Consider the following 15,804-nt stretch of genomic DNA (forward strand, 5'->3'; position numbering starts at 1 on the left):
AAACTTAGAGAAGGCAGCGGAGTCCGTTGCCTTCTTTAAGTCATATTTTCGATAGTAAATAAAATAAAGAGAGGATAATCTATGAAATTAATAGTTGGATTAGGAAATCCAGGAAAACAATATGAAAATACAAGGCATAATATTGGTTTTATGGTTCTAGATGAACTAGCAAAATCTTGGAATGTAAGTTTTGATAAAACAAAGTTCAATGCAGAATATGCTATGACATATCACAACGGAATTAAATATTTATTAATTAAACCTACGACATATATGAATTTATCTGGAGAAGCAGTAGGGAAGTTTTATGATTATTTTGAAATTGATATAGAAGATATTTTGATAATCTATGATGACTTAGATACAAAAACTTCAAACTTTAAACTTAAAGCTAAAGGAAGTAGCGGTGGACATAATGGTATTAAGAGTATAATAAGTCACCTTGGAACAGAAAAATTTAATCGATTAAAAATTGGTATTGATAGACCAACTCCACCAATGAAGGTAGTTGATTATGTATTAGGAAGATTTTCAAAAGATGAAATGATTGAAATTGAAAAGATTTATTCGAAAAGTATAAACTGTATTGAAGATTTTTCTAAAATGAATTTTGTAGATTTGATGAATAAATATAATTAGAAGAATAAATGCAGCATTAGAGAAAGATAGTTTCCTTTGCTGCTATTTATCGTGGAAAGGAGCGTATATGATAAAAAATAGTCTGTTAGAAATAGTTGATTTACAATTTGAAAAAAAACATAAAAATATAGGAATTTACGGACAAAATATAACAACACGTGCTTTAGAGATATATAATGAGTATAAACAAAGTGATAAGACTATTGTTGTGTTATCGCAAAGTAAAGCTGAGGCTGAAGAGTTATTTGCAATTTTAAGTGATTTCGAGGAAGAAACTTATATTTATCCAGAAATCGATATACTAAAACGACATACATCTAAAAGTAATGATCTAGTCCAAAATTCGATAAAAGTACTTGAAAACTTAGTTCATAATATACAAAGCATAATTATTATTCCAATAGAAGCTATATATAGAACGGTAAAAAATCCTAGTGATTTCAAAAATAATAGTTTTGAAATTAATGAGGATACTGTTATAAGTTTTGATGAATTACAAAGAAAACTTGTAAATATGGGGTATAGAAGAGTTGAAAGTGTTGATGTAGTTGGAGAATTTTCTAAAAGAGGTAGTATAGTTGATATTTTTAGTCCTCTAAGTGAAAAGCCGATACGATTAGATTTCTTTGATGATGAGCTTGATAGTATGAGGATTTTTGATGAAATTACTCAACGATCTCTAGATAGAATTGATAGTGCAGTTATTTATCCGACAAGTGATTTTTTCCTTACTTCTGAAGAAAAAGATATAGTTGTAGAAAGAGTACTTGCTAAGTTGGATGATAAAAAAATACAAAAAGATGAGAATTATCAAGAGATTAGCACTTATCTTAAGGAAAAAGTAGAAATCTATAAAGCAACAGGAGATTTCAGTGACTTAGAGAGTTTCTCGAATTTAATTTATGAAAATACGTATAGTATTGCTGATTATTTAAACGATGATACTATAGTATTCTATGATAATTATCATAAAATATTAGAAAAAATAGAAGGATTAAGAGAGTATTTTTTAACAAGTTTACAGGAGATAAATAGAAGTTATATTTATCAAGATGTAATAGATAATATAGCATTTGAAAAAATTCAAAATTTAGATATTAGAAAATACTACTTATCTACTTTAAAGCTAAATGACAAGATTATAGAGAAAAACTATAACTTAGATATAATCGACTTGGCTTATTATTCAAGTGAAGAGTATTTAGCTAAAGAAATTAGAGAGAAGATTACAGATAATTACAAAGTAATTATCTCATTAAACACACAGAAACAAAAAGATTATGTTGAGAAAGTGTTATTTGATAATTATTTTTATGATGATATTTATTACGGTGTTAAAGAAGGGAAAATTTTTATTGATGTAAATAAATATCACCTTAAGGGATTAGAGGATAGAAAAAATAAAATATTCTTATTAACGCCACGTGAACTATTTACAGAAGAAGAAAGAAAAAAAAGACGTGTAAAGTTCAAGTATACAAATTCAGAAAAAATAAGAAACTATCAAGAACTGAATATTGGGGATTATATTGTTCATGTTAGTCACGGAATTGGCTTATATGAAGGTATTGAGAATGTAGAAGTAGGGGGAGTATTTAAAGACTTTTTAAAAATTGTTTATGATGGTGGGGATATTATTTATGTAGATATAAATAATATGAACTATATTCAAAAATATACCGCTTCTACTGATAATAGAAAACCCGCATTAAATAAACTTGGTACTAAAAATTGGCAGAAGACTAAGAGCAGAGTTCGTAAAGAAATTGAGGATATATCTGAAGATCTTATTAAGTTATATATTAAACGTGAATTGAGTTCAGGTTATGCGTACAGTATTGATGGAAGCTTGCAAGCTGAATTTGAAGCAGATTTTTCATTTGCTCCTACTGAAGATCAGGTAAAAGCTACTGAAGAGATTAAGAGAGATATGGAAAAAGAACGCCCGATGGATAGATTGTTATGTGGGGACGTTGGATTTGGTAAGACAGAAGTAGCGATGAGGGTTGCATTTAAAGCTGTTACTGATAATAAACAAGTAGCTGTTTTAGTACCAACAACACTACTTGCTGAACAACACTATGATAACTTTATAAGTAGATTTGCGAATTTCCCTATTAATATAGAGGTAGTAAGCAGATTTAAATCTGCAAAAGATATTACTGAGATTTGTAAAAAGCTAGAAGAAGGAAAAATAGATATTATCGTTGGAACGCATAAACTACTAAATGATAAATTTAAATATAAAGATTTAGGCTTATTGATAATAGATGAAGAGCAACGTTTTGGAGTTAAACACAAAGAAAAAATTAAACATCTTAAAAATACTGTTGATGTATTAACTCTTAGTGCCACACCAATTCCAAGAACACTTCATATGAGTTTAATTGGAATTAGGGATTTATCTGTAATAGAGACACCACCAAGAGAACGTCAACCTATCCAGACATTCGTAACAGCTCAGAATAAAATGGTTATTAAAGAAGCGGTTATGAATGAGGTAAATCGCGGAGGACAAGTTTTCTATGTTTATAATAGAGTAGAGACAATCGATGAGAAGTATTTAGAGCTAAAAAGATTATTACCTGATATTAACATAGCGTATGCACATGGTCGCATGAGTCAAAGGGAACTTGAGAATATTATGACAGATGTTATAGATAGAAAATATGATATGTTAATTTCGACTACTATTATAGAAACTGGTATTGATATTTCAAATGTAAATACACTAATAGTAGAGGATGCTGATCGTTTTGGACTAAGTCAGTTGTATCAACTTCGTGGACGAGTTGGACGTAGTAGTAGAGAAGCTTATGCTTACTTAATGTACGAACCGTTTAAGTCGCTAACTGAAAACTCGGAGAAAAGATTATCAGCGATTAAGAATTTTACTTCTCTAGGAAGTGGATTCAAGATTGCCATGCAGGACTTATCTATTCGAGGAGCAGGTGATGTTCTAGGTGGAAGACAACATGGATTTATCGACTCAGTTGGTTATACGTTATATTCTCAAATGTTAGAACAAGAAATTCAAGCTAAAAAAGGTATTTTAGAACCGTTATTAGAGCAGGATAGAACTCAAGATGTGAGTTATTATGAAAATATAATCAAAGAAGCTGCTCCGAAAATTAAAAAAGATATTTTTGAAGTTGAAACAGATGACCTAGAGATTAAACTTAATGTAGATGCCTTTATTCCAAAAGAATATATCTCTAATGATGCAGATAAAATAGACTTCTATAAGAGATTGAATAATGTTGTTAGTGATGAAGAAATAGAAAGTATCGTGGAAGATTTAATAGATAGATTCTCTGATTTTGGAGAAGAAGTAAATAATCTAATAGATATTTGTTATTTAAAAGTTATAGCGAAAAATACTATGGTTACTAGTATAAAAGAATTAGCCAATAAAGTTGTTATAACATTCGATAAAGAAATTATGAATAACCTAAAAGGAAAAGAATTATTTACTGCATTAACTCCTCATAAAGATACACGTATTATTGCAAAGGATGGATTTTTCTTAGAAATTGATAAAAAAGAAAGATATACTATTAGACGTATTAGAGAAATGCTTACTTTAGTAAATAGTAATTTGGAGGCTACGTATGAATAAACATAGATGTCCGTGGGCAAAAGATCCCTTAGAAATTGAATATCATGATAATGAGTGGGGAAGAGAAACTCATGACGATCAAACGTTATTCGAGTACTTAGTATTAGAAGGTATGCAAGCTGGGTTAAGTTGGTCACTAGTATTAAAAAAACGCGAGAATTTTAAACGAGTTTTTAATAATTTTGATTATAATATTTGTGCAAATTATACAGATGAATATTTAGAATCATTAAGAGAAGATGAAAGTATAATAAGAAATAAATTGAAAATCTATTCTGTTAGAAAAAATGCTATTGCATTTATCAAAGTACAAAAAGAGTTTGGAAGTTTTGATAAATATATCTGGAGTTTTATAAACTATAAAAAAATTAATAATAAATTAACAAGCTATAAAGATGCACTAAGTGAATCTGAGCTTTCTATAAAAATTAGTAAAGATTTGAAAAAAAGAGGATTTAATTTTGTAGGTGGTACTATTATCTATAGCTATTTACAAGCGATTGGAATGATAAATGATCATGAAAAGGGATGTTTTTGTTATGAAGAATGCTGTTAGTAAATAAATAATGTAGTTAATATCATAAGTTTATTTACTTAGCTCATAGATGAAATCCAGATATAGCTTTACTTTAAATAAAATAACGTCTATAATAGATTAGGATATTTAATTACAAGATTGGATTTTATAAATGGATAAGAGAATTGTTAAAATTGAAGAAATAAAAGACAATGAGGTCTTTGTAAGCATATTTTTAGAAGAAATAAAAAAAATACAAGAAATCCCAAAAATGCCGAAATGTGAGTTTTTACATATTGGAGCCACTAGTACTACACAGGTGTTGGGAGAAAAAATTGTAGATATTCTTGTTGTTGTTGAGAATTTACATGAAATAACTACATTTGATGAAAAAAGATTAAACAATATAGGATATCACAGAATTGCTCATAATGGAATAAAAGGGGTAATTAAGTACGCAAGAATAACTGATTATCTAACAGTGAGTTACGATGTAGTCCTAAATGTTGTTCAACGTGATACAGCAGTACACAAAGATTTTATAAAAGCTAGAGCTGTTTTTAGTAATGATAAGCTAAAAGATGACTATAATTCATTCAAAAATATGAACAAAGAACTTTCATTTAAAGATTATTTAGCACAAAAATTAATATTTATAAATGAAATTTTAAAAAGGATTGAAACTAATGATTAAAATAAAAAATATTGAAGATATTCTTCAAAGTAGTGAAGTATTATATAACGAACCTTTAAGAAATTATAGTTTTACAAAAACAGGTGGTAATGCTGAGATTTTAGTGAAAATAAATAATGAAAAAGATTTACAAAATGTAATAGCATATAGCAATAAAAATAATATTGAATTGACTATACTAGGTAATGGTTCAAATGTATTAATTTCTGATAGTGGAATTCAAGGAATAGTAGCTTTAACTAGTGATATGAATGATATAGAGTTACTAGAAGGTGATGTTATTTCTTGTTATGCCGGGTTAACATTAAAAGAGCTTACTGATTTTTGTATTGAAAATAGCCTAACTAATCTTGAATTCTCATGTGGGATTCCAGGTAGTGTTGGTGGAGCAATCTTCATGAATGCTGGAGCATACGGTGGTGAAATGAAAGAAGTAGTTCAAAAGGTTGAAGTTTTCACTAAAAACGGTGAAAAGAAAATATATACTAATGAACAAATGGAATTTTCATATAGACATTCAGTAATTCAGGAAACTAAGGAAATTATTTCTAAAGTTTATTTCCAAATGAAAAAAGGAAACAAAGAAGAAATTGTCTCTAAAGTAGAAGAATTGAATAAAATGCGCTCTGATAAGCAACCTTTAGAATACCCTTCATGTGGTTCTGTATTTAAACGACCAGAAGGATACTTCGCAGGAAAATTAATCCAAGATGCCGGACTACAAGGCTTGACTGTAGGTGGCGCTCAAGTGTCTAAAAAACATGCAGGATTTATGGTTAATATAAATTCTGCAACTTGTGAAGATTATAAAAATTTAATAAAAGAAGTGCAGAAAAAAGTACTAGAAGACTCAGGGGTTGAACTTGAGTGTGAAGTTAAAATTTTAGGAGAATAAAAAGGAGTGACTCAAAAATCGTGATTTCGGAGAAATCGATTTTGTCGAGTCACCCTCGCACAGTTTATTAGATATCTAAAAAGCTTTTCTAAAGCGCATTTAGATATCAATAAACCACTGCGTCTATGAGTTTACATAGAACTTTGTTAAATTTCAGGGCTGGATTAGCCCTTTTTCTATTTCACATTATCTATAAATTTTTTATATTGCGCTAGATTTTGTTCATTTTTATTATTTGTTTTTGGTGTGTAGAATGTTCTTCCTACTAAGTTATCAGGAAGATATTGCTGCTTAATATACCCTGTTGGATGGCTGTGTGGATATTGATATCCAACTCCTCGATTCAGTTTATCAGCGCCGTAATAATGTGCATCTCTCAAGTGATCAGGAATTATGAATTTTGGATTTGTTTTAGTTTCGTGCAGTGCATTGTCAATCGCCATATAAGCACTATTAGATTTTAAGGAAAGTGCTAGTTGAATAACAGCGTTGGCTAATGGTATTCTTGCTTCGGGTAATCCAAGCATCTTCGCACTTTCAATAGCAGCATGGACAAAAGGCCCGATATTTGGATTTGCTAGACCGATATCTTCGTAAGCTATAACACTCATTCTTCTATATATAGTGTCTAAATCGCCACTATCAATTAATAATGCTAAGTAGTATAGCGATGCATCTACATCGCTGCCACGAATAGATTTTTGGAAAGCACTAATAATATCATAAAAAGCATCTCCATCTTTGTCATAAGCTTTAAATTTTCCTAGAGATAAATTTAATAGTTTATCTTTTGTAACGATTTCACCTTCGTTTGATAAATTATATAAAATTTCAAAAGTATTTAATGAGAATCTCAAATCACCAGAAGAGTTTAGGGCAATTGTTTTAAAAACATCATCTTCTATTTTTAAATCCTTAGGGAATATTTCTTTATTATTTGATATTTTTTTAAGATATTCATAAATGTCATCGTTTGAAACTTGTTGTAATTCAAAAATTATTAAACGTGATCTAATTGCAGGATTAACAGTATGATAAGGATTGTTCGTTGTGCAACCAATAACGTATATATTGTCAAACTCGATTTCAGGAAGTAGAATATCTTGCATAGGTTTAGTTAGTCTGTGAAACTCATCGAGTAGTAGAATAACTTTTTTAAATCTTTTTGACTCCTCTATTACAGCAGTTAAATCTTTTTTTGTACAATTTACAGCATTCAGTATTTTAAATTTATAGTCTAGTTCATTAGCTAATGCATTAGCGATTGAAGTTTTTCCAGTTCCAGGGGGACCATATAGAATAAATGAGAACATTTTTTTGCTTTCTACTATTTTAGTAAGAACTTTTCCATCACCAATTAAATGATGTTGACTGATAATATCATCGATTCTACTTGGACGTAATTTATTAATAAGTGTTTCCATGGTTCCTCCTTTAGTTTTATTATATACAATTTATTATATCATAAGAATGATTAATGTAGGTAAGAGTTGAATTTAAATCATAGAATATTGTAGAGATAATAAAATTTTACATAATTTGAATTTTATGATAAAATATAATAATCACAATTAGGGGATGTTTAGGATTCGACAGGGATGCTAGTCTTCTTGGTGGCATGTAGGAGGGTTGTCTCCTTTAACAACACATCAGTTAAATATAACTGGCGAAAAAACAAATTACGCTTTAGCAGCTTAATAAGCTAAAGGCTGATTACTTTGTTTGACTGTGACAAAGCTAATCGGTTCATTCTTAGCAGTCTACGATTTTTTTCTTCCGTTTGTAGAAAAAAATAAGAGATAAATCAAACTCGTTTTTCATTGCCTGTTTATCGGCTTAAGTGGAGAATTAAATTTAATAGGTAAACTAAACATGTAGAAGCTAAGGGGAGGCATTTTTGGACGCGGGTTCAAATCCCGCCATCTCCATATAGAATTTAAAGAAAGTAAACCTTTTTGGTATTGCTTTCTTTCTTTTTTTATTAGGAAAATCTAAGTATATAAATGTTCAAATATAATAATATACTTTACAATTTTTGTATGATATAATATTTTGGCCCTTACTTAATAAATAGGGGCTAATTTTTCATTCATTTACTTAAAAAGTTTTTAAATATCACTTGACTCTGCACCTTTTAGAAGGCACAATTGATGATGTAATGTAGCGGATGTAGTGAGTAACAGAAGAAATAAAAAAACAGACTCTCACAAAGACAAGATGTTGGTACTAGCATCTGTGTTAGCTATCTTAGAAATAGTAAACACAATTCTTGAAATCTTTGAAAAAGTCTGCAAATAACCTATTAGGGAACGGAGCTTAAAAAAGCTCCTAGTACCTAAATACTTCCCCACATTATATCATGAAAAAAGAAAAAATACAAACTATGATTATAGTATTAGGTATATTCGCCGTGATAATTTCAATTATATTAAAACTTATTTAGGAGGTTTTACAATGATAGAACAAGCGATTAAACAAATAGAAGAATTATTTAATAGTAATTTAACTGATTATAGAATTTCAAAAGATACTGGATTGACACTGAGCGTTATTCAAAATTACCGCAGTGGTAAGTATGAGTTAGAAAATATGAGTTTTAAAGTAGCAAAGAAATTAATTAGATATTCGGAGGAATTAAAAAATGACAAATGATGGTTGTTATTAATGGATTAGTATTATAAGAAAGTTCAACAGTAAGATACTGGATAGAAGAAAATTAAAACGACTGTACTTGTTGTCATTTAGTTGATGAATAAAAAGCGTATCTAGGATATATGGAAGAAGATGAATACGAAAAATTAGTATTTCAAGCAGATTTTGAAAACGATGGAGAAAGATTATATCAATTTTACATTAGTGAATACAAAGCAGTGTTAGATGGAGATAGGTTCACTCTTGACTGTTTAAGAAATGAAAGATTAAGCACCAAAATAAGGGGCTTTATTGTGGAGGGGATTTAGGGGAAAAGTATCTAAATACTTGTTAAAATTTATTATATTTCCGAATACTTCTGTTATGTTTTAAAATACACCAAACATATTCTAATATATTGATAGATAGACCTTTTATACTTTCGTTATAATTCGTTATATTTCAAATTTAGAGGATATATGATATAATATACCTATAATCAAAAGGAAGTAAAAAGGATGCTAATTAAATTTTCAGATAGATTTTATTATACAAAACAACGATATATGTATTTAGAGCCAACGCTGGGGTATGTAAAAGGAGAATACTTCTCTGTAATGTTAGATTCAGGAAATGGACCTGCACAAGTCGAAACATTTCTAAAAGAATTAAAAGAAAATGACTTACCAATGCCAAGTTATGTGATATTAACACACCATCACTGGGACCATAGTTTTGGAGCAACGTATTTAGATATTCCAGTAATTGCTACTGATAGAGCTAGAGACTCTTTAATAGAATTATCTCAACTAGAATGGGATGATGAGAGTCTGTATCAAAGAGTCAAGGATGGAACGGAGATAAAATACAGTGCGGATGTTATAAAGAGAGTATATGAAAATCATGAGATAAAAATTAGAATTCCAGATATGCCTAAAATGGCTGATTTTAATTTGAATCTTGGAGGAGTTAAAATTAATTGTATTTACAATGATAACTCACATTCTAATGATGCATTTTTAATTTATATACCAGAAGAAAAAGTATTGTTTTTAGGTGATAGTCACGCTAAAAATTATTATACAAAACCGATGGCATATAATAAACAAAAGCTTCGTGATTATATAGATAGAATATCGATTCTTGACTTTGAACATGCTGTTCCCGGTCATGGGAATATTTTCACGAGGGAGGAATTATTAGACTATCTAGAAAAAGAATATGCAAAAATGAGGTGATTATATATGAATTTAATGATGTCTCTCGATTGGATTCTTTTAATTACTATGTCATTAACTTTCTGTCAGCAATTGTTTTCAAAAAAACTTAATTTTTTGGGGATTTTGTCAGTACTTAGTTTAGCGACATATATAGCTCTACATTCTTATTCTACAGGACTTAGTATTTTTGTTCTATTATTATTTATTGGAGGTATGTCTCTAATAGGACTAGAGATGTTTATTCCTGGTGGAATAGTTGGATCAGTAGGGATCATTACCGTGATTTATGCAATAATCTACATTAATAAGTCAACATATCATATTGCATTTATTTTAGTTATTTCTTTAATACTTGCAACGATACAATTTTATGTTAATAGAAATGTTTTTCATAAAAGGTTAATGTTATTAAATAGACTTGTTCTTAACGATTCTATTTCAACAGAGGATGGATATGTGGCGAGTGAAAGTAGATTAGAATTAATAGGAAAAAAACTTCAAGCATATACAGATTTACGTCCAGCAGGAGTGGCTGTTTTAGGAAATGAAAAGTTGGATGTAGTAACTGATGGAGATTTTATAGAAAAGGGTAATGAGATAGAGATTATACGTGTAGAAGGAATGCGTATAGTAGTTAAAAAAATATAAAAATTTTAAGGAGGTAGTATTATGCCAGAATTAATATTTTCAGGTATTATCGTAGTAGTTGTATTGATTGTGCTATCGATATTCTTTACTTTCTTCCCTCTTGGTCTTTGGATTAGTGCCATTGCTGCAGGAGTTAAGGTAAGTATCTTTACACTTGTTGGTATGCGACTAAGACGTGTTATTCCAAGTAGAGTAATTAATCCGATGATTAAAGCACATAAAGCTGGTTTAGCTGTTACTATTAATCAATTGGAAAGTCACTATTTAGCAGGAGGTAATGTTGATAGAGTAATCAATGCTCTTATTGCAGCTCACAGAGCTAATATAGTAAGTTTAACATTTGAACGTTGTGCTGCAATTGACTTAGCGGGACGTGATGTACTTCAAGCAGTTCAAATGAGTGTTAACCCTAAAGTTATTGAAACACCGTATATTGCAGGGGTTGCAATTAACGGTATTGAAGTAAAAGCAAAAGCAAGAATTACAGTTCGTGCAAACATTGAACGACTTGTAGGGGGAGCTGGAGAAGAAACAGTTATCGCCCGTGTAGGTGAAGGTATCGTTTCAACAATCGGTTCTTCTGAATCACACACAGTTGTTCTAGAAAATCCAGATAGAATTTCTAAAACAATTTTAGATAAGGGATTAGATGCAGGTACTGCATTTGAAATCTTATCGATTGACATTCTAGATGTCGACATCGGTCAAAACATTGGTGCGAATTTACAAACAGAGCAAGCTATCGCAGATAAAAATATCGCTCAAGCGAAAGCTGAACAACGTCGTGCAATGGCGGTTGCGGCTGAACAAGAGATGAAAGCTAGAATTCAAGAGATGCGTGCGAAAGTTGTAGAAGCTGAAGCAGAATTACCATTAGCTATGGCAAAAGCTTTCCAACAAGGTAATCTTGGTATTATGGATTATATGAATTATAAGAATTTAGAAGCTGATACAGGTATGAGAGATTCAATTAAACGTATGTCACAACCTGAAACAGGAGCAGGTAAATAATTAGATAAAAAGGAGGATGTGAAATGTCATTTTTAATTTTCGCAGCACCAATAATATTTATCATAATTTTTGCTATTTTCGTAATGGTTTTTGCTTCTGACAGTAAAAGATACAGAAAAAATTTAGATAATTCCAAACAAATGGAGCTAGATAATGCTCGAGCTCAAGCACTGAAGGCAGTTGAAGAGATGAAAAGAATCAAAGAAGCTGCCAATAAGGATTCTAATGAATTTAGAAATAGACAAAGTTCTTTATCTGATCAACAAGTTTATAAAGAAGATATATATGAACAACAAGTTGATAACTCTACTATGAACAAATATCAACAGTATTATAGTCAGAATTACAACAAAGGTCGTAATAAGTTTTCGATACAAAGAAATTTTGACCAACCTAGTAATGCTAAAAATAATACAAAAAAATTAGAATTTTCTCAAGAAAATTTTGTTCGTGGATTGATTGCAAATGAGTATCTAAACAGAGACTCTAGGAGGGGAAGATGAGTAGTTTAGCGATTCCTATAATTTTTCTAATAGTTTCACTTATTATTGATAAAGCGAAGGATAATAAAAAAAATAATAAAGAAACTGTTAAGAAAGTTAAACAGAAGAAGAAAATCCCTAAACAAGTTTATAAAGGATATAATCAAAGGGATAATCATATTCCAAAACATGAGTCTTCACAGCAACAATTTTTTGAAAGGAAACCACGTGTTATAGTAGATAAGGAAAAAGAAATATTTTCAAATTCTTTAACTTTTGACAAAGAAAGAATTGTGAATGATATAATTTTTTCGGAGATTTTGTCTAAACCAAAAAGTAAAAGATAATAAATAGGAGGTATGAGATGAAAAAATCATTTAACTATATTAGTTATTGTATTTATTCATTTATGCCTCTTTATTTTGTTTTACTTATTTATACTTTTGTAAAACAAGATTTAGATGCGCTTTTATTAACTACAATACTAACGATAATATCTATTTTTTCTTTAATAATTCAAAATGGTAGTAAGCCTACAAATATATTTGTTTGTAGTAAAAAAGAAATTACTAGGAAAAGCGGTATTGATTATTATTACTTAATTTTGATGGTAATTATTACATGTTTGATTATAAATCAAAAACTTCAATTTTTATGGAAAATAGTTATAATATTAGTCCTATTCTATATGTTATATATGATTTTACTTAAATATAAAAACTATATGTTAATATTATTAGGCTACAAAATATATATAATTCGTGATAAAATAGTATATAGTAAGAAAAGTCAAGAAGAGATATATAAAATATTAAAAGATAAGAAGAATTTGCAGATAATAGAAGTATCTAATAATATTTATATTGAAAATGAAAAATATAGAATGACTAATTTTTATTGTAAAGATTTTTAAAAAGATATATTAGTTTATCTTTCAATGAAGAATATTTAAGGAGAATAACCTATGAGAGTTGTTGATATCATAGATAAAAAGAAAAAAAATAAAGAACTTACAAAAGCTGAAATTGAATTTTTACTAGAAGGATACCTTAAAGGAACGGTACCTGATTATCAGATGAGTTCATTTTTAATGTCGGTATATTTTAATAATATGACAAAAGATGAGCTTACAAACTTCACTTTAACTATGAAAGATTCAGGTGATACAATCTACTTTGATAATCTAGATCATTATCTTGTTGATAAACATTCAACAGGTGGAGTAGGTGACAAGGTTACAGTAGTTCTAGGGCCGATTTTATCAGCCGTAGGAATGGCTACAACAAAGTTATCGGGTAAAGGTTTAGGGCACACTGGAGGAACGATTGATAAATTTGAAGCAATAAGAAACTTTAAATTTAGTACTACAAAAGAAGAATTAGTAGAAGTAGCTAGTAAAACTGGAGTGGGGCTAATGGGTTACAGTGACAATATTGTTCCGTTAGATAAAAAAATATATGCATTACGTGATGTGACTGCAACAGTAGACAGTATTCCTTTAATAGCAAGTAGTATTATGAGTAAGAAATTGGCAATTCAATCTGATTTAATTATTTTAGATGTAAAAGTCGGTGATGGTGCTTTCATGAAAACTATTGAAGATGCGAGAGAATTATCTCGTAGAATGGTTGAAATTGGAAATAGTGTAGGTAGAAAAACCATAGCAGTACTGACTAATATGGAAGAACCACTAGGATATAATATTGGAAATGCTAATGAAATTATCGAAGGAATAGAAGCCTTAAAAGGAAACTGGTCTGATGATCTTAAAGAAGTAGTTTATGAAATTGTTTATCTAGCGTTAAAATACAAAGGTGAAGTTAAGACATACGAAGAAGCTGCTAAAAAAATAGATGAAGTTATTGCTAATGGGCGTGCTTTAGAGTTATTAAGACAGTTTATTGAATTAAGTGGTGGAGATGGCGAAGTAGTAAATAATTATGAACTGTTACCAACGCCAAAATCAGTTCTAGAGGTATTCTCAGAAGAAGAAGGTTTTGTAACAAAAATTAAAGCTGAAGAAATTGGTAAAGCAGCGATGGTTATTGGTGCTGGTCGAGCTACAAAAGAAGATGAGGTTGATCATGCAGTAGGAATCGAACTTAAGAAAAAAGTCGGAGATAAGGTAGAAAAAGGTGATGTCATCGCTGAAATTTATTATAATGATGAAAAAAATGTTCAATCAAGTAAAGCGATGGTTTTAGATGCTTATGTAATAGGAAAAGAAAAAATAGAAAATATTAAAAATATATTAGAAGTAATAGAATAGAGGTAAAAAAATGGGATTAAATAAATATATCGATCATACAATTTTAAAGGCGACAGCAAGTGGTACTGATGTTCAAAAACTTTGCGAGGAAGCAATTGAACATGAATTTTATAGTGTTTGTGTTAATGGTTGTTATGTTGCAGATGCAAAACATCTTTTACAAGGAACAGATGTTAAAATTGCCGCTGTTGTAGGTTTTCCATTAGGTGCAATGACTACTGCTGCGAAAGTTTTTGAAGCTAAAGAGGCGGTAGAAAATGGTGCGAGCGAAATAGATATGGTTATCAATGTTGCTAAATTGAAAGATGGAGAGTTTGAATATGTTGAAAATGAAATCCGTCAAATAAAAGAGGCCATTGGAGATAATGTTTTGAAAGTTATTATCGAAACTTGTTATTTAACTGATGAAGAAAAAGTTAAAGCTTGTGAGTTATCACTTGCTGCTAAGGCAGATTTTGTAAAAACTTCAACTGGTTTTGGGACTGATGGAGCAACATATGAAGATGTAAAGTTAATGAAGTCTGTAGTAGGTGACAATGCAAAAGTTAAAGCAAGTGGTGGAGTTAGAGATAAAGAAACTGCGCAAAAATATATTAATCTTGGAGCAGAAAGATTAGGAACAAGTTCAGGAATCGATATTGTAAAATAATATAATTTAGTAGAGGTCTAAATGTTGAAATATTATTTTACTTATTGTAATTAAGAAATTTCTAGAGGTAAGATAAAAAGAGTTAATTTAAACTGTTAAGAAGATAAAAAAGCTTAGATTAACATAAAAAAATAATTTAAATTAGTCTCAGAGTATAATTTATAAAAATTCATTTGATATCTAATAAATATTATAAGGAGCGATTTACCAGTAATGATTTTTTTAATCATAATATTGGTGGAACGTTCCTTTTTTTAATTTTTTGATATTAATTAATTCTTTAGGAAAAGTATATCTTTATTTTTTTAAAAAAGAAAACGTTCCTTTTATGTATTAAAAGAAAATAATATGGGATTATTTTAATTATCTGTAAATAAAAAAATTATTAATTACAGTTGTGTATTGAGGTGAAGGCTAAATTGTAATAGCTATATTTTTTTGATAGAATAAAATTGTAATAATATGTATTTAGGAGCAGATTTTTATGAGAACACAAAGTAAAAATAATAAAATTTTAAAGTTTTCAATTA

The 15,804-nt window shown here is 29.3% G+C and carries 17 protein-coding genes and 1 other RNA gene; 17 read left to right on the forward strand and 1 reads right to left on the reverse strand.

Annotated elements, in window-relative coordinates; all coding sequences use genetic code 11:
- Positions 1–81 precede the first annotated feature (81 nt).
- The 5 genes from pth to murB all read left to right on the forward strand — a co-directional run bounded on the left by pth (position 82) and on the right by murB (position 6,364).
- Positions 82–639 carry an aminoacyl-tRNA hydrolase gene (gene pth / locus HMPREF3186_RS02600; protein WP_060913810.1) on the forward strand — a complete coding sequence of 186 codons (558 nt, stop codon included), beginning with the start codon at positions 82–84 and terminating at the stop codon, positions 637–639.
- Positions 640–706: 67 nt separating this feature from the next.
- Positions 707–4,258, forward strand: coding sequence for a transcription-repair coupling factor (gene mfd, locus HMPREF3186_RS02605; RefSeq protein WP_060913811.1), 3,552 nt, complete (start codon positions 707–709; stop codon positions 4,256–4,258).
- Positions 4,251–4,814, forward strand: coding sequence for a DNA-3-methyladenine glycosylase I (locus HMPREF3186_RS02610; RefSeq protein ID WP_060913812.1), 564 nt, complete (start codon positions 4,251–4,253; stop codon positions 4,812–4,814). The genes mfd and HMPREF3186_RS02610 overlap by 8 nt, the downstream gene beginning before the upstream one ends.
- Before the next feature lie 133 nt (positions 4,815–4,947).
- Entirely contained in the window at positions 4,948–5,469 is a 522-nt protein-coding gene (locus HMPREF3186_RS02615) for a GrpB family protein (RefSeq protein WP_060913813.1), read from the forward strand.
- A complete protein-coding gene (murB, locus tag HMPREF3186_RS02620; protein ID WP_060913814.1) occupies positions 5,462–6,364 on the forward strand; it encodes a UDP-N-acetylmuramate dehydrogenase in 903 nt (300 codons plus the stop codon). The genes HMPREF3186_RS02615 and murB overlap by 8 nt, the downstream gene beginning before the upstream one ends.
- Positions 6,365–6,540: 176 nt before the next feature.
- On the opposite strand, the gene HMPREF3186_RS02625 is transcribed toward murB, so the two are convergent.
- Positions 6,541–7,788, reverse strand: coding sequence for a replication-associated recombination protein A (locus HMPREF3186_RS02625; RefSeq protein WP_060913815.1), 1,248 nt, complete (start codon positions 7,786–7,788; stop codon positions 6,541–6,543).
- Between the two features lie 150 nt (positions 7,789–7,938).
- On the opposite strand from HMPREF3186_RS02625, the gene ssrA reads away from it, so the two are divergent.
- From ssrA to deoC, 12 genes are all read left to right on the forward strand, one after another.
- Positions 7,939–8,295: a transfer-messenger RNA gene (gene ssrA / locus HMPREF3186_RS02630) on the forward strand.
- 241 nt (positions 8,296–8,536) lie between these two features.
- Positions 8,537–8,662, forward strand: coding sequence for a hypothetical protein (locus tag HMPREF3186_RS09505; RefSeq protein ID WP_269446627.1), 126 nt, complete (start codon positions 8,537–8,539; stop codon positions 8,660–8,662).
- 156 nt (positions 8,663–8,818) lie between these two features.
- On the forward strand, positions 8,819–9,016 hold the full coding sequence (locus HMPREF3186_RS02635) for a hypothetical protein (RefSeq protein WP_060913816.1): 198 nt from the start codon (positions 8,819–8,821) through the stop codon (positions 9,014–9,016).
- Between the two features lie 122 nt (positions 9,017–9,138).
- Entirely contained in the window at positions 9,139–9,324 is a 186-nt protein-coding gene (locus tag HMPREF3186_RS02640; protein WP_060913817.1) for a hypothetical protein, read from the forward strand.
- A 189-nt stretch (positions 9,325–9,513) separates the two neighbouring features.
- A complete protein-coding gene (locus HMPREF3186_RS02645) occupies positions 9,514–10,233 on the forward strand; it encodes an MBL fold metallo-hydrolase (protein ID WP_060913818.1) in 720 nt (239 codons plus the stop codon).
- A gap of 6 nt (positions 10,234–10,239) precedes the next feature.
- Positions 10,240–10,863 (forward strand): NfeD family protein, encoded by a 624-nt coding sequence (locus HMPREF3186_RS02650; RefSeq protein WP_060913819.1) that lies wholly within the window; start codon positions 10,240–10,242, stop codon positions 10,861–10,863.
- Positions 10,864–10,884: 21 nt separating this feature from the next.
- Positions 10,885–11,874, forward strand: a complete 990-nt coding sequence (floA, locus tag HMPREF3186_RS02655; RefSeq protein WP_003145096.1) for a flotillin-like protein FloA — start codon at positions 10,885–10,887, stop codon at positions 11,872–11,874.
- Between the two features lie 23 nt (positions 11,875–11,897).
- Positions 11,898–12,377: a hypothetical protein gene (locus HMPREF3186_RS02660; protein WP_060913820.1), complete on the forward strand. Its 480-nt coding sequence runs from the start codon at positions 11,898–11,900 to the stop codon at positions 12,375–12,377.
- On the forward strand, positions 12,374–12,703 hold the full coding sequence (locus HMPREF3186_RS02665) for a hypothetical protein (RefSeq protein ID WP_060913821.1): 330 nt from the start codon (positions 12,374–12,376) through the stop codon (positions 12,701–12,703). The genes HMPREF3186_RS02660 and HMPREF3186_RS02665 overlap by 4 nt, the downstream gene beginning before the upstream one ends.
- A 17-nt stretch (positions 12,704–12,720) precedes the next feature.
- Entirely contained in the window at positions 12,721–13,269 is a 549-nt protein-coding gene (locus tag HMPREF3186_RS02670; protein WP_060913822.1) for a hypothetical protein, read from the forward strand.
- A 51-nt stretch (positions 13,270–13,320) separates the two neighbouring features.
- Positions 13,321–14,625, forward strand: coding sequence for a thymidine phosphorylase (locus HMPREF3186_RS02675; protein ID WP_060913823.1), 1,305 nt, complete (start codon positions 13,321–13,323; stop codon positions 14,623–14,625).
- Positions 14,626–14,635: 10 nt separating this feature from the next.
- The gene (gene deoC / locus HMPREF3186_RS02680; protein ID WP_060913824.1) at positions 14,636–15,274 is read left to right on the forward strand and encodes a deoxyribose-phosphate aldolase; all 639 of its coding nucleotides are present in this window, start codon (positions 14,636–14,638) and stop codon (positions 15,272–15,274) included.
- Positions 15,275–15,804 lie beyond the last annotated feature (530 nt).

The organism is Gemella haemolysans, assembly GCF_001553035.1.
In the GTDB taxonomy this organism is placed as follows: Bacteria; Bacillota; Bacilli; order Staphylococcales; family Gemellaceae; genus Gemella; species Gemella haemolysans_B.